The organism is Luteimonas campi (assembly GCF_051162505.1).
GTDB lineage: Bacteria > Pseudomonadota > Gammaproteobacteria > Xanthomonadales > Xanthomonadaceae > Luteimonas.
Genome location: NZ_JBNWEM010000002.1, coordinates 208,672 through 227,642, shown reverse-complemented (window position 1 = coordinate 227,642; position 18,971 = coordinate 208,672). Strand labels below are relative to the sequence as shown.

The window sequence follows — 18,971 nt, the reverse complement described above, 5'->3', positions numbered from 1 at the left end:
GCGCGTGGCTGTCGGATCCATCGGCCGCTCGCGGGACTGCAGCCGTCGGAGCCTTCCGCCGCGTGACCGACGCCGCGCTCAGGCCTCGCCGGCGTAGACGCGCGGCACCCGCTTGAGTCCGGCCAGCAGACGGTAGGGACTGTTGCCGCTGCGCGCGGCGACGTCGGCGACCGGCAGCCGCGGGCCCCAGAGTTCGACGAGGCTGCCCAGCCCGGCCTGCGGGTGGTCGGTCAGGTCGATGGTGAGCATGTCCATCGACACGCGCCCGATCAGCTCGCCGGGCCGGCCGTCGATGACCACGGGCGTGCCGGACGTGGCGTACTGCGGATACCCATCCGCGTAGCCGGCCGCAACCACGCCCACGCGCGTGCGGCGGGTGGTGGTGAACGTGCCGGCGTAGCCGATCGGTTCGCCCGCGGCCAGTTCGCGCACCGCGATCACCTTCGATTCGAGCGTCATCACCGCGCGCAGTGCGTCGGCCGCGGCGCAGGGCGCGTCGAGCATGTGCGAGCCGTACAGCATCAGCCCTGGGCGCACCCAGGCGCGCCGCGTGGACGGCCAGGCCATCAGCGCGGCGGAGTTGGCGATGCTGGCGCAGGTGCCCGGCGGCAGCCCGGCCAGCGCCGCCTCGAAGGTGGCCAGCTGCTCGGGTGTGCTGGCGTGGGCGAGTTCGTCGGCGCGCGAGAAATGGCTCATCGCGACCATCTCCGCGATCCAGGGCAGCGCGGCCAGCCGCTGCCACGCGCCGGCATATTCGTGCGGCGACAGGCCCAGCCGGTGCATGCCCGAGTCGAGCTTGAGCCACACCCGCCATGGACGCGTGGCGCGATGGGCCTCCAGCATCTCCACCTGCCAGGGCGAGGCCACCACCGTGCACAGCGCGTGGCGCTCGATCAGCGGCAGTTCGTCGGCGTCGAAGAAGCCCTCCAGCAGCAGGATCGGCGCGCGGATGCCGGACTCGCGCAGCTCCAGCGCCTCCTCGATGCTGGCCACGCCAAAGCCGTCGGCCTCGGCATCGAGCGCGCGCGCGCAGGCGACCGCGCCATGGCCGTAGGCGTCGGCCTTGACCACGGCCAGCGCCCGGCCGCCGCCGAGCGAGCGCGCGTGGCGGTAGTTGTGGCGCAGGGCCTCCAGGTCGATGCGGGCGCGCGAGGGACGCATCGTCAGCGCAGTCCGGTCGGGACCGGCCAGGGGCGCTCGTAGCGCGAGATGTCCAGGCCCTCGGTGTCGATGGCCGGTGCTCGCCCGTCGATCAGGTCGGCCAGATAGCGCGCCGAACCGCAGGCCATGGTCCAGCCGAGCGTGCCGTGACCGGTATTGAGCCAGAGGTTGCGGTACTTCGTCGCCCCCACCACCGGCGGGCCGTCGGGCGTGGAAGGACGCAGGCCGGTCCAGAATTCGGCCGCGGCCAGGTCGCCGCCGTCGGGATACAGGCTGCGCACCACCAGTTCCAGCGTCTCGCGCCGACGTCGTGGCAGCGACAGGTCGTAGCCCGACACCTCGGCCATTCCGCCCACGCGGATGCGGTTGTCGAAGCGGGTGATCGCCACCTTGTAGCTCTCGTCGAGCACGGTCGAGTGCGGCGCCATCTCCGGCCGCGAGATCGGAATCGTCAGCGAATAGCCCTTGAGCGGATACACCGGCAGCCGGATCCCCACCGGCGCCAGCAGCTGCGGCGACCAGCTGCCCAGCGCCAGCACGTAGCGGTCGGCGGTTTCGACCCGCCCGTCGATGCGCACGCCCGAGAGCCGATCACCCTCGGCCAGCAGCGCGTCCACGCGCTGGCCCAGGCGGAACTCGACCCCGGCCGCGGCGGCGATCTCCGCCAGGCGGGTGGTGAACAGATGGCAGTCCCCGGTTTCGTCGCCCGGCAGGCGCAGCGCCCCGACCAGGGTGTCGCGCACCTGGGCCAGCGCCGGCTCCACCCGCACGATGCCGTCCGGATCCAGCAGCTCATAGCGCACGCCGTACTCGCGCAGCACCGCGATGTCGCGCTCGGCCGCCTCGAGCTGGGCCTGGGTACGGAACAGCTGGGTGGTGCCGAGGGTGCGCTGCTCGTACTCGATGCCGGTGGCCCCGCGCAGCTCGGCCAGGCAGTCGCGGCTGTACTCGGCCAGGCGCACCATCCGCGCCTTGCTTACCGCGTAGCGCGGATGGGTGCAGTTGCGCAGCATCGCCCACAGCCAGCGGTACTGGGCGGGATCGGCGGTGGGCTTGATCGCCAGCGGCGCATGGCGCGACAGCAGCCACTTCGCCGCCTTGAGCGGGATGCCGGGCGCGGGCCAGGGCGAGGCGTAGCCGGGCGACACCTGCCCCGCGTTGGCGAAGCTGGTGGACAGCGCTGGCGCCGCCTCGCGATCGACCACGACCACCTCGTGGCCCTGCTGGCGCAGATACCAGGCGCTGGTGACGCCAATCACGCCCGAACCCAGGATCAGGATGCGCATCGCTTCGCTCTCGACGAAAGATCTGACTGTGTGCACGGCCCGGCTGGCCGGCGGCGCCGCTCGCAAAGGCCGGGGCCCAGTGCCGCCGCCCGGGAGGGTGGGTGGCGGACGCTGGGCCCCGCAGCGAAAGCCGGGACTTCCACCAGTATAGGAATTGGCAGCCAGTCGATTCCGCGGTTTTATCTGCAGAGGGCAGGTAAAATCCCCGCAGATCCAGCGCTTGACGGGACCAATGAAGGCACGCGAGCTCGACCGCATCGACCGGCGCATCCTCCGGATCCTGCAGCAGGAGGGGCGGATCTCCTTCACCGAACTGGGCGAGCGGGTCGGCCTGTCGACCACGCCCTGCACCGAACGCGTACGCCGGCTCGAGCGCGACGGCGTGATCACCGGCTACCACGCGCGCCTGGCGCCCGAGGCAGTCAAGGCCAGCCTGCTGGTGTTCGTGGAGATCAGCCTGGCCTACAAGTCCGGCGACATCTTCGAGGAGTTCCGCCGTGCGGCGCTGCGCCTGCCCAACGTCCTGGAATGTCACCTGGTGTCCGGGGACTTCGACTACCTGATCAAGGCGCGCATCTCGGAGATGGCGTCCTATCGCAAGCTGCTGGGCAGCACCCTGCTGACCCTGCCGCATGTGCGCGAGTCCAAGAGCTACATCGTGATGGAAGAGGTCAAGGAAACGCTGGAGCTGCCGGTGGCGGACTGAGGCGGCCTGTCTGCCGGACTGCACCCTCCCGTCTGGCGCGTGCCGGCGCCGAACGCGGCATCCATTGGATGCGCGCTGTCAGAGCGCACGCGACGGCGCGGCGACCTGAAGGAGCCCGTCGCGCCCGGCAGGCCCCTGCGGCGAATGTCCCCCGGGCTCCGCCTGCGGCGAAGCCCTCCTCCTCCTTGATTTCGCCCCAGGGGCCTGCCGACCCCGCCGGCCGCGGCTGCGGTAGCGCGGGATCGCCTTCCAGCAGGCGCGGAGAGCTGTCCAGACGGATGCGGGGAGTCCCGGGGACGAAATCAAGGAGGAGGCGCCGGCCGCAGGCCGGCGCCGGGGGACATTCGTCCCCGGGACTCCCCGCAGCCGGCACCTCGCACGTCCTGCACATCCTTCGCATCTCGATCGGACAAGGACCACGGCCCCGGAGACCGGGAACGCGAAAAATTCCGGTGCGGCCCTTGAAAGCCCCGTGAAGCCTCCCCATGTTCGGCCGCACCTCCCGGTTCGTCCGGGATTTTCGCGCCCGCGATCCTGGCAGTCTCCACCCGCGACTGCTAAGATCGCCGCAAATTTTGTAGTCCTATCAATCACTTGCGAGGGTTGAACATGAGCAACATCAAGCCGCTGTACGACCGCGTGGTCATCAAGCGCATGGAAGAAGAAAAGGTGTCCGCCGGCGGGATCGTGATCCCCGATTCGGCCACCGAGAAGCCGATCAAGGGTGAAGTCGTCGCCGTGGGCGAGGGCAAGGTCCTCGACAACGGCAGCGTGCGCGCCCCCAAGGTCAAGGCCGGCGACCAGGTCCTGTTCGGCAAGTACAGCGGTACCGAGGTGAAGCTCGACGGCACCGACTACCTGGTGGTGAAGGAAGACGACATCTTCGCGGTGCTCGGCTGAGCCGATCGCCGCGACGGGATTCGGGATTCGGGATTGGAGATTCGGAAGAGCGCACGGCGCTCACGATCCCGCCCGCTCGAACCCGTCGCTGCCGCTTTTCCTAATCCCTAATCCCCAATCCCTATTCCCGGAGTTTCAAAATGGCTGCCAAAGAAATCCGTTTCGGTGAGGACGCTCGCGCCAAGATGGTGCGTGGCGTCAACGTGCTCGCCAATGCCGTGAAGGCAACGCTCGGCCCGAAGGGCCGCAACGTCGTGCTCGAGAAGAGCTTCGGCGCCCCGACCATCACCAAGGACGGCGTCTCCGTCGCCAAGGAAATCGAGCTTGCCGACAAGTTCGAGAACATGGGCGCGCAGATGGTCAAGGAAGTCGCTTCCAAGACCTCCGACAACGCCGGCGACGGCACCACCACCGCCACCGTGCTGGCGCAGGCGCTGATCCGCGAAGGTTCCAAGGCGGTTGCCGCCGGCATGAACCCGATGGATCTCAAGCGCGGCATCGACCAGGCGGTGAAGGCCGCCGTGGAAGAGCTGAAGAAGATCAGCAAGCCCACCGCCGACGACAAGGCGATCGCCCAGGTCGGCACGATCTCGGCCAACTCCGACGAGTCGATCGGCAACATCATCGCCGACGCGATGAAGAAGGTCGGCAAGGAAGGCGTGATCACGGTCGAGGAAGGCTCGGGCCTGGAGAACGAGCTGGACGTGGTCGAGGGCATGCAGTTCGACCGCGGCTACCTGTCGCCGTACTTCATCAACAACCAGCAGTCGATGTCGGCCGAGCTGGATGATCCCTTCATCCTGCTGCACGATAAGAAGATCTCGAACGTCCGCGACCTGCTGCCCGTCCTCGAGGGCGTGGCCAAGGCCGGCAAGCCGCTGCTGATCGTCGCCGAAGAAGTCGAGGGCGAGGCCCTGGCGACCCTGGTGGTCAACACCATCCGCGGCATCGTCAAGGTCTGCGCCGTGAAGGCCCCGGGCTTCGGCGACCGTCGCAAGGCGATGCTGGAAGACATGGCCGTGCTGACCGGCGGCACCGTGATCTCCGAGGAAGTGGGCCTCCAGCTTGAGAAGGCGACCATCGCCGACCTCGGCCGCGCCAAGAAGGTGCAGGTCTCCAAGGAGAACACCACCATCATCGACGGCGCCGGCGAGACCGCTGGCATCGAAGCGCGCATCAAGCAGATCAAGGCGCAGATCGAAGAGACCTCTTCGGACTACGACCGCGAGAAGCTGCAGGAGCGCGTGGCCAAGCTGGCCGGCGGCGTGGCCGTGATCAAGGTCGGTGCCTCGACCGAGATCGAGATGAAGGAAAAGAAGGCCCGCGTCGAAGACGCCCTGCACGCCACGCGCGCAGCCGTCGAGGAAGGCGTGGTCCCGGGCGGCGGCGTCGCCCTGGTGCGCGCGCTGCAGGCCATCGGCCAGCTCAAGGGCGCCAACGAGGACCAGAGCCACGGCATCCAGATCGCCCTGCGCGCGATGGAAGCCCCGCTGCGCGAGATCGTCACCAACGCCGGCGAAGAGCCCTCCGTGATCGTCAACAAGGTCAAGGACGGTTCGGGCAACTTCGGCTACAACGCCGCCAACGGCGAGTTCGGCGACATGATCGAGTTCGGCATCCTGGACCCGACCAAGGTCACCCGTTCGGCGCTGCAGAACGCGGCCTCGATCGCCGGCCTGATGATCACCACCGAAGCGATGGTGGCCGAGCTGCCGAAGAAGGAAGAGCCGGCGATGCCGGGCGGCGGCGGCATGGGCGGCATGGGCGGCATGGATTTCTGATCCAGCGCCACAACGCTGTACCGCAACACGGAAAACCCCGCCGCAAGGCGGGGTTTTTCTTTGGCCGTTCGTTCGAGGACGGCGGCCTTGGGACATGCTGCACCGCGCTTTCAAGATGCGCAGGGAGCGACGGATGGTGGACGGCGTACTGCCGCCGCGGGCAGACCCGGCCGCCAGGGTTTCGCGCGCAAAGCGCGCTCCCACGGCGCGGCTGGGGCATGCTTGCCTCATGTCCGCCCGCGCCAGCCAACGAACTTTGTCACCGGACTTCCCGGCAAGTGCCCAGCCCGAGCGGGAAGCGACCGCAGGGCGCTGGTGGCTCTACCTGCTCGAGTGCGGCGACGGCAGCTGGTATGCCGGGATCAGCAACGACCTCGAGGCGCGGCTGCGCGCGCATGCCGAAGGCAGGGGCGCGCGCTATACGCGCGGCCGCGGCCCGTTCTTCCTGATCGCAAGCCGCGCCTATCCCGACCGCGCGTCGGCCTCACGTGCCGAGTGGCGGCTCAAGCAGCTGCCGCGGGCGCGCAAGCGCGCGTTCTTCAAGCAGGCAGCGGACGCCTCCCTGCTGAGGCGGCCGCGGCCGTAACGCGACCACGGCGTCCGCCGGGACGCCGCGCGCTGCAACGATGTTCCGGCGTCGGCGGGGAAAGAGACGACTGCGCTGCCGGCTACCGCCGCCCGGCGTCAGCGCGGCAGCATCGAACCTGTGTCCAGCCAGCGCTGGTGCCACGACAGGGCCTCAGGCAACAGGTGCGGGGTGTGCTTGCCGTAGCTGTCGCGCAGGGCGCGGTCGAAGTAGTCCTGCAGCGCGTCGCGGTACTCGGGATGCGCGCAACGCTCGATCAGCACCTTCGCGCGCTGCTTGGGCGAGAGCCCGCGCAGGTCGGCCAGGCCCTGTTCGGTGACGACGATCGAGACGTCGTGCTCGGTGTGGTCGACATGGCTGACCATCGGCACGATCGAGCTGATGCTGCCGCCCTTGGCGGTGCTGGGCGAGAGGAAGATCGAGAGGAAGCCGTTGCGCGCGAAGTCGCCCGAGCCGCCGATGCCGTTCATGATCCGGCTGCCCATGATGTGGGTGGAATTGACGTTGCCGTACAGGTCCACTTCCACCATGCCGTTCATGCCGATGCAGCCCAGGCGCCGCACCAGCTCGGGATGGTTGGAGATCTCCTGCGTGCGCAGGATGATCCTGTCGCGGAAAAAATCGATCTCGCGCTTGAAGGCCTCGTTGGCCTCCGGGCTCATCGCGAAGCCCGTGCACGAGGCGCTGGCCAGCACGCCGCTGCGCAGCAGGTCGAGCATGCCGTCCTGGATCACCTCGGTGAACGCGGTGAGATCGCGGAAGCCGCTCTTCGCCAGTCCGGCCAGCACCGCGTTGGGGATGTTGCCAACGCCCGACTGCAGCGGCAGCAGGCTGGCCGGCAGGCGCCCGCGCGCGACCTCGTGCTGCAGGAATTCGATCAGGTGGCCGGCGATGCGCTCGCTGGCCGCGTCCGCGGGACTGAACGGGCTGTTGCGGTCGGGACCATGCGTCATCACCACCGCGACGATCTTGTCCGGGTCCACGCGCAGCGCGGTCTCGCCGATGCGGTCGCCGGTATGTTCCAGCGGAATGGGCTTGCGCTGCGGCGGCAGTGCGGTGCCGTAGTAGATATCGTGCATGCCCTCCAGTCCTTCGGGCTGCCAGGTATTCACCTCGACGATCACCTTCTTCGCCAGGTCCAGCCAGGTCTTGCTGTTGCCCACCGAGGTGGAGGGCACGATGCCGCCGTCCTCGCGGATCGCGACGGCCTCGACCACGGCCACATCGATGTCGCCGTAGAACCCGAACCAGGCGTGCTGGGCCACATGGCTCAGGTGCGCGTCGATGTAGGCCAGCGAACCGTCGTTGATGCGCTGGCGCGTATCCGGATCGCTCTGGAAGGGCAGCCGCAGGGCGATGCCGTCGACCCTGGCCAGGGCGCCGTCGAGTTCGGGCGCGGTCGAGGCGCCGGTGAGCAGGCGGATCTGGAAGGCCTCGCCCGCCTCGTGGGCCTGGCCGATGCGCTCGGCCAGCGCGCCGGGCACGACCTTGGGATAGCCGGAGCCGGTGAAGCCGCTCATCGCGACGGTGGCGCCGGGCAGGATGTGGCTGGCGGCGGAGGCGGCGTCGACGACGCGGTCGCGCAGGGCTGCGCAACGGATCCGGTGCTGGTGCATCTGGGAGGGTCTTGCGGTGGGGACGCCCATTATCGCCCCGATACGCCAGCGGATGTTTGCCCTGCGTCCCGCCCGGCGTGGCGCTGCGGCCGTTCAGGGCGTGCCGGATCTCGCGGGCGTGGCGGCGGTGCGCGGCCGCTTGCCGAGCCGTGCGCGCAACCGCGCCAGCACCAGGAAGGCCGCGGGCGTGGTGTACAGCGTCAGCCACTGGCTCACCAGCAGGCCGCCGACGATGGCCAGGCCCAGCGGGCGACGCATTTCCCAGCCCTCGCCGGTGGACAGCACCAGCGGCAGCATGCCGAGCAGGGCGGCCAGCGAGGTCATCAGGATCGGGCGGAAGCGCAACCTGGCGGCTTCCAGGATCGCCGCCTCGGCAGACAGCCCGCGCTCGCGCTGCGTGGCCAAGGCGAAATCGATCATCAGGATGGTGTTCTTCATCACCACCCCGACCAGCAGGAACAGGCCCAGCAGCGAGATCAGGTCGAGCGCGCCGTCGAACAGCAGCAGCGCCAGCAGCGCGCCGATCCCGGCCGAGGGCAGGATCGACAGGATCGCCAGCGGCTGGACGTAGCTTTCGTACAGCACGCCCAGCACCAGGTACACCGCCAGCACCGCGCCGAGGATCATCCACAGCTGCCGCTGCTTCATCTCCTGCAGGCTGCCGGCTTCGTCGCCCAGCCGCGCCTGCACCTCGTTGGGCAGCATGATCCGGGCCATGGCCTGGTCGATCGCGTCCACCGCCTCCTCCAGGGTGGTGTCCGGCGCCAGCGCGAAGCTCACCCGCGTGGCCACGAACTGCTCGCGGTGCTGGATGCGGTCGGGCGCCATGCCGTACTCCCAGCGCGCGAAGGCCGACAGCGGCACGCGCCGGCCGCCCTCGCCGATGGCGAACACCTGCTCCAGCGTATCCGGCGTCTGCGTATGGCGCGGATCGAGTTCCATCACCACGCGGTACTGGTTGAGGCTGTCGTAGAGCGTGGCCACCTGGCGCTGGCTGAAGGAATTGTTGAGCACCGTGGCGATGGTGCGCATGTCCACGCCCAGCCGCACCGCCGCGTCGCGGTCGATCTCCAGCGCCACCTGGCGCATGCCCTCGTCGCCGCCGGACTCCACGTCCACCAGTTGCGGTAGCGCCTCCAGCGCCTCGCGGATGCGCGGCGTCCAGGCGCGCAACGGCGCGGTGTCGTCCGACAGCAGTTCGAGGTTGTAGTTGCCCTCGCCGCCACCGCCGCCGCCGATGCGGATGTCCTGGTCCACCCACAGCCACAGGTTGCCGCCGGGCACCTTGGGCAGGCTGGCGCGCAGGCGGTCGATCACCTCGCGGCTGGACACGCCGCGTTCGGCCAGGGGCTTCATCTGGATCATCACGAAGCCGTTGTTCACGCCCGTGCCGCCGCCGAGGTAGCCGGAGATCTCCTCGATCGCCGGATCGGCCAGCAGGTGCTCGCGATAGGCCCGGATCTTGGGCTGCATCACCTGGAACGACAGCCCGTCGTCGCCGCGCGCGAAACCGCGCAGCTGGCCGGTGTCCTGCTCGGGCACGGTGCCCTTGGGCACCTTGGCGAACAGGAAGGCGTTGAACACGATGGCGCCGAGCAGGACCAGCAGCGCCAGCGTGGTGTGGCGCAGGGTGGCGCCCAGCGAGCGCAGGTACAGGCCGCGCAGGCGATCGGAGACATGCGTGCCCAGGCGCTGCCACTTCGGCACGTCCGCGGTGCGGCGGTGGCCGCCGAGCAGGCGCGCGCACAGCGTCGGCGTCAGGCTCAGCGAGACCAGCAGCGAGACCGTCATCGCCGCGACCAGGGTCAGCGAGAACTCGCGGAACAGGCGTTCGACGAAATCGTCCAGGAACAGGATCGAGACGAACACTACGCCCAGCGCGATATTCATCGACAGCAGCGTCGTGCCGACCTCGCCGGCGCCGCGCATCGCCGCATGCCAGGGCGACAGGCCCGCGTCGATATGGCGCGAGATGTTTTCCAGCACCACGATGGCATCGTCCACCACCAGCACCGCGGCCACGATCAGCGCCATCAGCGACATGGTGTTGAGCGAGAAGCCGGCCAGCCAGATGATCGCCAGCGCGCCCAGCAGCGACACCGGGATGGCGAGCGTGGGCACCAGCGCCGCGCGCCAGCTGCCGAGGAAGGCCAGCACCACCAGCACCACCAGGGCCACGGCCAGCAGCAGGGTGGTCTCGGCCTCGGCCATGGTGGCGCGGATCACCGGCGAGCGGTCCATCACCAGGGTCATGTCGATGCCCGGCGGCAGCAGCGCCTGCAGCGTGTCCATCTGCGCGTGGATGGCGTCGACGGTGCGGATGATGTTGGCGCCGGGCTGGCGGCTGACCACCAGCAGCACCGCGTCGCGGTCGTTGTGGAAGCCGGCGGCGTAGCGGTTTTCGGTGCCTTCGTTGACCTCGGCCACGTCGCGCAGGTGCACCGGGCGGTCGCCGCGCCAGGCCACGATCAGGTCGCGGTACTCGGCCGCGGTGCGCAGCTGCAGGCTGGCCTCGATCTGCCACTGGCGCTCGCCGCGCACCACGTGGCCCAGCGGGCGCAGCGCATTGGCGTTGCGGATCGCGCCAGCCACCTCGTCCAGCGCGATGCCGTACTGGTTGAGCGCGCTGGGGTTGAGCGAGACGCGCACCGCCGGCAGCGAGGCGCCGCCGGCTTCCACCTGGCCCACGCCGGGGATCTGCGCGATCTTCTGCGCGATGATCGTCGAGGCCACGTCGAAGACCTGGCCGGGCGTGTGCGTGGACGAACTCAGCGCCAGCGCCAGGATCGGCGCCTGCGAGGGATTGATCTTGCGGTACTGCGGCATGCCGGGCATGCCCGAGGGCAGCTGCGCGCGCGCGGCGTTGATCGCCGCCTGCACCTCGCGCGCGGCCTCGTCGACGTTGCGGTCCAGGGTGAACTGCAGGTCGATGCGCACATTGCCCTGGTTGCTGCTGGAGCTGATCCGGGTGATGCCCGGGATCGTGCCCAGCGCGCGCTCCAGCGGCGTGGCCACGGTGGCGGCCATCGATTCGGGACTGGCGCCGGGCAGCGAGGCGCTGACCTGGATCGCGGGATAGTCGATCTGCGGCAGCGGCGCCACCGGCAGCATGCGGTAGGCGAGGATGCCGGCCAGTACCACGGCCACGGCGAGCAGGATCGTCGCGACCGGACGCTCGATGAAGATGCGCGACAGGTTGAGGCGCTGGCTGTCCATCAGCGCCATCCCGCCCGGGACATGTGGGAGCGCGCTTGCGCGCGATAAGCGGTGGCGCCGGGTTCGGGAGCGCCGACTTCCGTCGCGAACGGCATCGCGGGCGAGCCCGCTCCCACACTGGGACGCGGCTTGGCCATCACGAGAACGCTTCGTCGTCGGCCAAGGGCGCGGGCGCCTTGCGCCGCGTCAGCCGGTCGAAGAACAGGTAGATCACCGGGGTGGTGAACAGGGTCAGCACCTGGCTCACCAGCAGCCCGCCCACCATCACCAGGCCCAGCGGCTGGCGCAGCTCCGCGCCCGAGCCCGAGGCCAGCATCATCGGGATCGCCGCGAACAGCGCCGCCAGCGTGGTCATCAGGATCGGACGGAAGCGCAGCAGCGCGGCGCGATGGATCGCCTGCTGCGGACTCAGACCCTGCTCGCGCTCGGCCTCCAGCGCGAAGTCGACCATCATGATGCCGTTCTTCTTCACCAGGCCGATCAGCAGGATGATGCCGATCACCGCGATCAGGTCCAGGCTGCGCCCGGACAGCAGCAGCGCGGCCAGTGCGCCGACGGTGGCCGAGGGCAGGGTGGACAGGATCGTCACCGGGTGGATGAAGCTCTCGTAGAGCACGCCCAGCACGATGTACATCACCAGCACCGCGGCCAAGATCAGCCACAGCGTGCTGGACAGCGAATTGCGGAAGGCCTGCGCGCCGCCCTGCAGCCGCAGTTCGATCGAGGCCGGCAGCCCGATCGCTTCGCGCGCGGCCTCGATCTGTTCCACCGCCTCGCCCAGCGAGGCGCCCGGCGCGAGGTTGAACGAGACCGTGGCCGCGGGGAACTGGCCGATATGGCTGACCAGCAGCGGCGCGCTGCGCGTGGACACGCGGGCGATGCCCGACAGCGGCGTCTGCCCGCCGTCGGCGGTCGCCACGAAGATGCGTCCGATCGCCTCGGGGCCCAGCTGGAACTGCGCATCGGCCTCCAGCACCACGCGGTACTGGTTGGACTGGGTGAAGATGGTGGACACCTGGCGCTGGCCAAAGACGTCGTACAGCGCGTCGGCCACGTCGGAGGCCTGCACGCCCAGGCGCGCGGCGGCGTCGCGGTCGATGTCCACCCAAGCCTGCAGGCCTGCGTCCTGCAGGTCGCTGGCGACGTCGGCGAGCGCGCCGGTGCCGCGCAGGTGCTCGAGCATGCGCGGCGTCCACTGCGCCAGCGCCGCCTGGTCGGGGCTGGTGAGCGCGAACTGGTACTGGCCGCGGCTCACCCGGTCCTCGATCGACAGCTCCTGCACCGGCTGCAGATACAGGCCGATGCCCGGCACCTGCGCCGCGCGCGCCTGCATCCGTTCGATGATCGCGTGCGCGCCGGCGTCGCGCTGCGCATGCGGCTTGAGCTCGATCAGAAAGCGGCCGGTGTTGAGCGTGGGATTGCTGCCGTCCACGCCGATGAAGGACGAGAGCGAGGCAACGTCGGGATCCTCCAGGATCGCCTCGGCCAGCGCCTGCTGGCGCTGCGACATGGCCTGGAACGAGATCGAGGCCGGCGCCTCGCTGATGCCCTGGACCAGGCCCGCGTCCTGCGAGGGGAAGAAGCCCTTGGGCACCGCCAGGTACAGCGCGGCGGTGAGCGCCAGCGTCGCCACGGTGACGCCGAGCATCAGTGGCTGGCGGGCGAGCGTCCAGTGCAGGGCGCGGTCGTACAGCGCCACCACGCGGTCGAACATGTCGCCCTCGGCACCGCTGTGCGCGGCCTCGCCCTCGGCGATGCCGTGGTCGCGCCCGGCCTTGAGGAAGCGCGCGCACAGCATCGGCGTGAGCGTGAGCGAGACCACCAGCGAGATGGCGATGGCGACCGCCAGGGTGATCGCGAACTCGTGGAACAGCCGCCCGACCACGTCGCCCATGAACAGCAGCGGGATCAGCACCGCGATCAGCGAGACGGTGAGCGAGATCAGGGTGAAGCCGATCTGGCGGGCGCCGTCGAGCGCGGCCTGCAGCCGCGACTTGCCTTCCTCCAGATGGCGCGCCACGTTCTCCAGCATCACGATCGCGTCGTCGACCACGAAGCCGGTGGCGATGGTCAGCGCCATCAGCGTCAGGTTGTTGAGCGAGAAGCCCGCCAGCAGCATGAAGCCGAAGGTCGCCACCAGCGACAGCGGCACCGCCAGGCTTGGGATGATGGTGGCCGGAATCGTGCGCAGGAACACGAAGGTCACCAGCACGACCAGGCCGATGGCGAGCAGCAGCTCGTGCTGCACGCCCTTGATCGAGGCACGGATGGATTCGGTGCGGTCGCTGAGCACGGTCACGTCGACCGCCGCGGGCATGGCCGCGCGCAGGCGCGGCAGCAGGTCCTGGATGCCGTCGACCACCTCGATCACGTTGGCGCCGGGCTGGCGCTGGATGTTGAGCAGGATCGCCGGCACCTCGCCCGACCAGGCCGCGAGCTGGCGGTTCTCCGCGCCCTGCTCGACCGTGGCCACGTCGCCGAGGCGCAGCGGCGCGCCGCCTCGCCAGGCGATCACCAGCTGGCGGTACTCCTCGGCCGAGCGCATCTGGTCGTTGGCATCGAGCATGATCGCGCGGGTGGGGCCGTCGAAGCTGCCCTTGGGCATGTTGACGTTGGCCGCGGCGATCGCCGCGCGGATGTCGTCCATGCCGACACCGGCCGAGGCCAGGGCGGACGGATTGACCTGGATGCGCACGGCCGGGCGCTGGCCGCCGGCGATGCTCACCAGGCCGACGCCGGGCAGCTGCGACAGGCGCTGCGCCATGCGCGTATCGACCAGGTCGTAGACCTCGGGCAGGGCCATGGTCGAGGAGGTGATCGCCAAGGTCAGGATCGGCGTGTCGGCCGGGTTGACCTTGCGGTACACCGGCGGCATCGGCAGGTCGCCCGGCAGGAAGCTGCCGGCGCTGTTGATCGCCGCCTGCACTTCCTGCTCGGCCACGCCCAGGTCCACCTCGAGCGCGAACTGCAGGGTGATCACCGAGGCGCCGCCGGAGCTGGTCGACGACATCTGGTTGAGGCCGGGGATCTGTCCCAGGCGGCGCTCCAGCGGCGCGGTCACCGCACTGGTGGTCACCGTCGGGCTGGCGCCCGGGTACAGGGTGAGCACCTGGATGATGGGGTAGTCCACCTGCGGCAGCGCGGCCACCGGCAGCAGGCGGTAGGCGAACAGTCCCGACAGCAGCAGCGCCAGCATCAGCAGCGTGGTCGCCACCGGGCGCAGGATGAACGGGCGCGAGAGGTTCATGCGTCGCGCCCGTCGTCCTGCGCGTCCTCGCCGTCGATGTCGCCGTCGTGCTCCACGATCTCGACCTTCGCGCCTTCGCGCAGGCGGTCGATGCCTTCGAGCACCACCCGGTCGCCGGCCTCCAGGCCCTCCAGCACGGCCACCCGCCCCTCGCTGCTCGCGCCCAGCACCACCGGCCGCACGCTGGCGGTGTCGTCGGCGCCGACCAGGTAGACATAGGTGCCCTGGCTGCCGAACTGCACGGCGGCGTCGGGGATCACCAGGGTTTCGTCGTCGCCCAGCTGCAGGCGGGCGTTGACGAACTGGCTGGGGAACAGCGCGCCGTCGTCGTTGTCGAACAGCGCGCGCAGGCGCAGGGTGCCGGTTTCGGGGTCGATGCGGTTGTCCAGGCTCGACAGCCGCCCGCGCGCGAGCACGTGGCGCTCCTCGCGGTCCCAGGCCTCGACCGGCAGCGCCGGGTCGCGGCGCACCGCGTCGATCACCGAGGGCAGCACGTTCTCGGGCACCGAGAACAGCACGCTGATCGGCCGCATCTGCGCGATGCTGGCGATGCCATCCTCGTCGCCGCTGCGCACCAGGTTGCCCGCGTCCACCGTGCGCAGGCCGACGCGGCCGGCCACCGGCGCGACGATGCGCGTGTACTGCAGCTGCAGCTTGGCCTCGTCCACCGCGGCCTGGTCGATCTCGCGGCGGCCCTCGAGCTGGCGCACCTGCGCCTGCAGGTTGGCCACGTCCTGCGCGGACACGTACGAGCCCTGCGACAGGTCCTGGTAGCGGCGCAGCTGGATGCGCGTGTTCTCGAGCTCGGCCAGGTTCTGCTTCTGCTGGCCCTGGGCCTGCGCCAGCTGGATGCGGAACGGGGCCGGGTCGATCTCGGCCAGCAGCTGCCCGGCCGCGACATGCTGGCCCTCATCGAACACCACGCGCAGCAGTTCGCCGTCCACGCGCGGGCGCACGGTCACCGATTTGAGCGGCGTCACCGTGCCCAGCGCCTTGATCTGCACGGCCAGCGGCTCGCGCGCGGCTTCGGTGACGCGCACGGGCGTGGGCGGGCGCTCGCCGTCGCCCCAGCGGCCGCGGCCCTGCGGCGCGGCGTCCTCGCCGCTGCCGAAACCGCGCCACAGCAGCAGGCCGGTGGCGAGCACGGCGACGACGATCAGGGCGGGTTTGGCGAGACCTTTGGGGTTCATCCGGACAATCCGTGGGGCGGGCGCAGCGACGCAGTGCCGCGGGCGCTCGGGGTGGGCAGGTGGGAGGACACGCGCGACGGGCCGCCGACGACACACGGCGCAAGGCCCGACTGCAGATATGGTACAGACCGCACTGCGGCGGCCCCATGACAAAAGTCACGGGCGCGCGTGCTCTGCGCCGCGATCCGCCGCGCTTGCAGGCTGCCGCACGCGGCGCTCCAGCGCGGCCTGCTGCAGGCGGCGACGCTATAGTGTCCGCCCCCGACGCCTGCGTTCCGATGCCTCCAGCCGACCGCGCCACCATCGCCCTCGCCGCCGGCGGCACCGGCGGACACCTGTTCCCGGCCGAAGCGCTGGCGCGCGAACTGATGGCCCGCGGTCACGCGGTGGTTATCCACACCGAGCGACGCGGCGCGCAGTACGCGCAGGCGCTGGCGGGTATCGAGCACGTGGTGCTGCCGGCGAGTTCGCTCGAAGGCGGGATCGCGGCCAAAGCGCGCGCCGCGCTGACCATCCTGCGCGGCGTGCTGGCCTCGCGCCGCGACCTGCGCCGGCGCCGTGCCGCGCTGATGGTCGGTTTCGGCGGTTATCCAAGCTTCGCGCCTGCGCTGGCGGCGAAGAGCCTGGGCCTGCCGCTGCTGCTGCACGAACAGGCCACGCGCCTGAGCAAGGCCAATGCGCAGCTGCTGCGGCTGGCCGATGGCCTGGCCACCTCGTTCCCGGCGGTGGCCGGCGCCCAGGGCTTCGATCCGTCCAGGATCGTGCAGACCGGCAATCCGGTGCGCCAGGCCATCCTCGCCGCGCGCGGCGACTATCCGCCGTTCGACGCGGCCTCGCCGCTGCACCTGCTGGTGGTCGGCGGCAGCCAGGGCGCGGCCGTGTTCGGCCGGGTGGTGCCGCCGGCGCTCGCGCTGCTGCCCGCGGCGCTGCGCGCGCGCCTGCGGCTGTCGCTGCAGTACCGGGGCGAGGATGCAGAGGCGATCGCCGCGCAGCTGCGCGAAGCCGGCATCGAGGCTGCCGTGCGCCCGTTTTTCGACGACATGGGCGAGCGCCTGCGCGCGGCGCACCTGGTGGTCACCCGCGCCGGCGCCACCACCGCCGCCGACCTGCTCACCATCGGCCGCCCGGCGATCTTCGTGCCGCTGCCGCATGGCGGCGCGCGCGAGGAGCAGCGGCGCAATGCCGAGACGCTGGCCGCGGCCGGCGTCGGCTGGCATGTCGCCGAGCCGGACCTGTCGCCCGAATCGCTGGCCGCGCTGCTGCGCGAGGCGTTCGAGTCGCCGGACCGGCTGCCCGACGCCGCCCGCGCCGCTGCCGCGCTGGGACGCCCCGATGCTGCCGCGCGCCTGGCCGATGCGGTGGAGCGCCTGCTGCGCTAGCGCGCTGGCGGGAGGTCCTGTACCCCGCGAGGAGATTCCTGCCGCGTCCGCCGGCATGACCCGAGCGGGTTCTCCCGGCCGGCCGCGGTCTCTTCGGCCGCCTCAACGGCAACGTGGCCACCGTGCGATGCCGCGGCCCGACGTTGCGCCGGCGGCCGTCGATGCCGTGACCGGGGGTGGACCCGATCTTGCGCTCGCGAACCCGGAGGCGCTCCTACAATCACGCCACGAAGCAGGAGATCGGCAGTGCCACAGCAGACGGACATACTGGTCATCGGCGGCGGCCACAATGGCCTGGTCTGCGCGGCGTACCTCGCCGCGGCCGGGCTCCAGGTCAGCGTGCTCGAGCGTCGCGCGGTGGTCGGCGGCGCGGCGGTGACAGGGGAATTCCATCCCGGCTTCCGCAACTCGACCGCCAGCTACACCGTCAGCCTGCTTGATCCCAAGGTGATCGCCGAGCTGCGCCTGGCCCGGCACGGCCTGCGCGTGGTCGAGCGGCCCTACGCGAACTTCCTGCCTTTGCCAGACGGCGGCGCGTTCCGCCTCGGCAGTGGCCAGACCGAGGCCTCCCTGCAGTCCACCTCGCCGCGCGACATCGAACGCCTGGCCGGCTACGGCGCGATGCTCGACCGCGCGGTCGGGGTGCTGCGCGAGCTGATGCACCGCACGCCCCCGAACCTCGGTGGGGCGATGTCGCTGGCCGACTGGCTGTCCTCGCTGGACGCCGCGCGCCGGCTGCGCCATCTCGACCTGCGCGGCCGGCGCGACCTGCTCGACCTGTTCACCAAGTCCGCCGGCGAACTGCTCGACCACTGGTTCGAATCCACACCGCTCAAGGCGGCGCTGGGCTGGGATTCGGTGGTGGGCAACTTCGCCAGCCCGTACACGCCGGGCAGCGCCTACGTGCTGCTGCACCATGTGTTCGGCCAGACCAACGGCAAGCCGGGGGTGTGGGGGCACGCGATCGGCGGCATGGGTGCGATCACCCAGGCGATCGCGGCCGAATGCGCCGCGCGCGGCGTGCGGGTGCACAGCGGACAGGCGGTGGCGCAGGTGATCGTCGAGGGCGGACGCGCACGGGGCGTGGTGCTGGACGACGGCCGCGAACTGCGCGCGGGCACGGTCGTATCCAACCTCAATCCGAAACTGCTCTACACGCGCCTGGTCGATCGCGCGCACCTGGACGAGGACACCGCGCAACGCATCGAACGCTACCGCTGCGGCTCCGGCACGTTCCGCATGAACGTGGCGCTGTCGGAGCTGCCGGATTTCAGCGCCGCGCCCGGCACTGCGCTGCAGCCGCACCACCAGAGCGGGATCCTGGTCGGGCCCTCGCTGCAATACTTCGAGGCCGCGTACTTCGACGCCAAGTCGAAGGCGCACAACCCGGGGTGGGCGCGTGCACCGATCGTCGAGCTGGTGATCTCGTCCACGCTCGACGACACGCTGGCGCCGCCCGGGCAGCACGTCGCCAGCCTGTTCTGCCAGCACGTGCATCCCGAGGTCGACGGCGGCTGGGACGCGCACCGCGACACCGTGGCCAGGTTGATGATCGAGACCGTGGATGCGGTCGCGCCCAACTTCGCGCGCAGCGTGCTGGGCTATCGCGCGCTGTCGCCGCTGGACCTGGAGCGCGAGTTCGGCCTGGTGGGCGGCGACATCTTCCACGGCGCCCTCGGCCTGGACCAGATGTTCAGCGCGCGCCCCCTGCTGGGGCAGGGCAACTACCGCGGTGCACTGCCCGGGCTGTACCTGTGCGGCTCGGGCAGCCACCCCGGCGGGGGGGTGACCGGGCTGCCGGGACGCAATGCCGCGCGCGAGATCCTGCGCGATCTGGGGCGCGGCCCGCGCCCGCGATAGCCGGCTGCCGAGCCCACGCGCAGTCGCGCAGGGTCGCGACATC

At 70.6% G+C, this 18,971-nt stretch carries 12 protein-coding genes; 6 read left to right on the top strand and 6 right to left on the bottom strand.

All coding sequences use genetic code 11. The features are described 5' to 3' along the window. Nucleotides 1-78 precede the first annotated feature (78 nt). A complete protein-coding gene (alr, locus tag ACQYVW_RS06105; protein ID WP_434934664.1) occupies nt 79-1,161 on the bottom strand; it encodes an alanine racemase in 1,083 nt (360 codons plus the stop codon). Between the two features lie 2 nt (nt 1,162-1,163). Beyond that, nucleotides 1,164-2,447: a D-amino acid dehydrogenase gene (locus tag ACQYVW_RS06100; RefSeq protein ID WP_434934663.1), complete on the bottom strand. Its 1,284-nt coding sequence runs from the start codon at nt 2,445-2,447 to the stop codon at nt 1,164-1,166. A 232-nt stretch (nt 2,448-2,679) separates the two neighbouring features. Between ACQYVW_RS06100 and ACQYVW_RS06095 the strand changes: the two genes are divergently transcribed. From ACQYVW_RS06095 to ACQYVW_RS06080, 4 genes are all read left to right on the top strand, one after another. Next, nucleotides 2,680-3,153, top strand: coding sequence for an Lrp/AsnC ligand binding domain-containing protein (locus ACQYVW_RS06095; protein ID WP_434934661.1), 474 nt, complete (start codon nt 2,680-2,682; stop codon nt 3,151-3,153). 609 nt (nt 3,154-3,762) lie between these two features. Next, complete coding sequence (gene groES, locus ACQYVW_RS06090; RefSeq protein ID WP_434934659.1) at nt 3,763-4,053, top strand: co-chaperone GroES; 291 nt, start codon at nt 3,763-3,765, stop codon at nt 4,051-4,053. 140 nt (nt 4,054-4,193) lie between these two features. Further along, entirely contained in the window at nt 4,194-5,834 is a 1,641-nt protein-coding gene (gene groL, locus ACQYVW_RS06085; protein WP_434934658.1) for a chaperonin GroEL, read from the top strand. A gap of 229 nt (nt 5,835-6,063) precedes the next feature. Further along, complete coding sequence (locus ACQYVW_RS06080) at nt 6,064-6,420, top strand: GIY-YIG nuclease family protein (RefSeq protein ID WP_434934656.1); 357 nt, start codon at nt 6,064-6,066, stop codon at nt 6,418-6,420. A gap of 98 nt (nt 6,421-6,518) precedes the next feature. Here ACQYVW_RS06080 and scpC read toward each other — a convergent pair whose 3' ends face one another. From scpC to ACQYVW_RS06060, 4 genes are all read right to left on the bottom strand, one after another. Beyond that, nucleotides 6,519-8,036 carry a succinyl-CoA:acetate CoA-transferase ScpC gene (gene scpC / locus ACQYVW_RS06075; protein WP_434934654.1) on the bottom strand — a complete coding sequence of 506 codons (1,518 nt, stop codon included), beginning with the start codon at nt 8,034-8,036 and terminating at the stop codon, nt 6,519-6,521. A gap of 93 nt (nt 8,037-8,129) precedes the next feature. Continuing rightward, on the bottom strand, nt 8,130-11,252 hold the full coding sequence (locus ACQYVW_RS06070) for an efflux RND transporter permease subunit (protein WP_434946365.1): 3,123 nt from the start codon (nt 11,250-11,252) through the stop codon (nt 8,130-8,132). A 136-nt stretch (nt 11,253-11,388) separates the two neighbouring features. Continuing rightward, nucleotides 11,389-14,499 carry a multidrug efflux RND transporter permease subunit gene (locus ACQYVW_RS06065; RefSeq protein WP_434946364.1) on the bottom strand — a complete coding sequence of 1,037 codons (3,111 nt, stop codon included), beginning with the start codon at nt 14,497-14,499 and terminating at the stop codon, nt 11,389-11,391. Further along, nucleotides 14,496-15,689: an efflux RND transporter periplasmic adaptor subunit gene (locus tag ACQYVW_RS06060; RefSeq protein WP_434934649.1), complete on the bottom strand. Its 1,194-nt coding sequence runs from the start codon at nt 15,687-15,689 to the stop codon at nt 14,496-14,498. Before ACQYVW_RS06060 ends, ACQYVW_RS06065 begins: the two co-directional genes overlap by 4 nt. A 278-nt stretch (nt 15,690-15,967) precedes the next feature. Here ACQYVW_RS06060 and ACQYVW_RS06055 point away from each other — a divergent pair, with 278 nt between their 5' ends. Continuing rightward, nucleotides 15,968-17,068, top strand: a complete 1,101-nt coding sequence (locus tag ACQYVW_RS06055; RefSeq protein ID WP_434946363.1) for a UDP-N-acetylglucosamine--N-acetylmuramyl-(pentapeptide) pyrophosphoryl-undecaprenol N-acetylglucosamine transferase — start codon at nt 15,968-15,970, stop codon at nt 17,066-17,068. Between the two features lie 246 nt (nt 17,069-17,314). Then, nucleotides 17,315-18,928, top strand: coding sequence for a phytoene desaturase family protein (locus tag ACQYVW_RS06050; RefSeq protein ID WP_434946362.1), 1,614 nt, complete (start codon nt 17,315-17,317; stop codon nt 18,926-18,928). The last annotated feature ends 43 nt before the right edge of the window (nt 18,929-18,971 follow it).

Excerpts from the sequence above, each read along its gene's own strand:
- alr (WP_434934664.1), bottom strand. The coding sequence starts at position 1,161 with ATGCGTCCCTCGCGCGCCCGCATCGACCTGGAGGCCCTGCGCCACAAC.
- ACQYVW_RS06100 (WP_434934663.1), bottom strand. The coding sequence starts at position 2,447 with ATGCGCATCCTGATCCTGGGTTCGGGCGTGATTGGCGTCACCAGCGCC.
- ACQYVW_RS06095 (WP_434934661.1), top strand. The coding sequence starts at position 2,680 with ATGAAGGCACGCGAGCTCGACCGCATCGACCGGCGCATCCTCCGGATC.
- groES (WP_434934659.1), top strand. The coding sequence starts at position 3,763 with ATGAGCAACATCAAGCCGCTGTACGACCGCGTGGTCATCAAGCGCATG.
- groL (WP_434934658.1), top strand. The coding sequence starts at position 4,194 with ATGGCTGCCAAAGAAATCCGTTTCGGTGAGGACGCTCGCGCCAAGATG.
- ACQYVW_RS06080 (WP_434934656.1), top strand. The coding sequence starts at position 6,064 with ATGTCCGCCCGCGCCAGCCAACGAACTTTGTCACCGGACTTCCCGGCA.
- scpC (WP_434934654.1), bottom strand. The coding sequence starts at position 8,036 with ATGCACCAGCACCGGATCCGTTGCGCAGCCCTGCGCGACCGCGTCGTC.
- ACQYVW_RS06070 (WP_434946365.1), bottom strand. The coding sequence starts at position 11,252 with ATGGACAGCCAGCGCCTCAACCTGTCGCGCATCTTCATCGAGCGTCCG.
- ACQYVW_RS06065 (WP_434946364.1), bottom strand. The coding sequence starts at position 14,499 with ATGAACCTCTCGCGCCCGTTCATCCTGCGCCCGGTGGCGACCACGCTG.
- ACQYVW_RS06060 (WP_434934649.1), bottom strand. The coding sequence starts at position 15,689 with ATGAACCCCAAAGGTCTCGCCAAACCCGCCCTGATCGTCGTCGCCGTG.
- ACQYVW_RS06055 (WP_434946363.1), top strand. The coding sequence starts at position 15,968 with ATGCCTCCAGCCGACCGCGCCACCATCGCCCTCGCCGCCGGCGGCACC.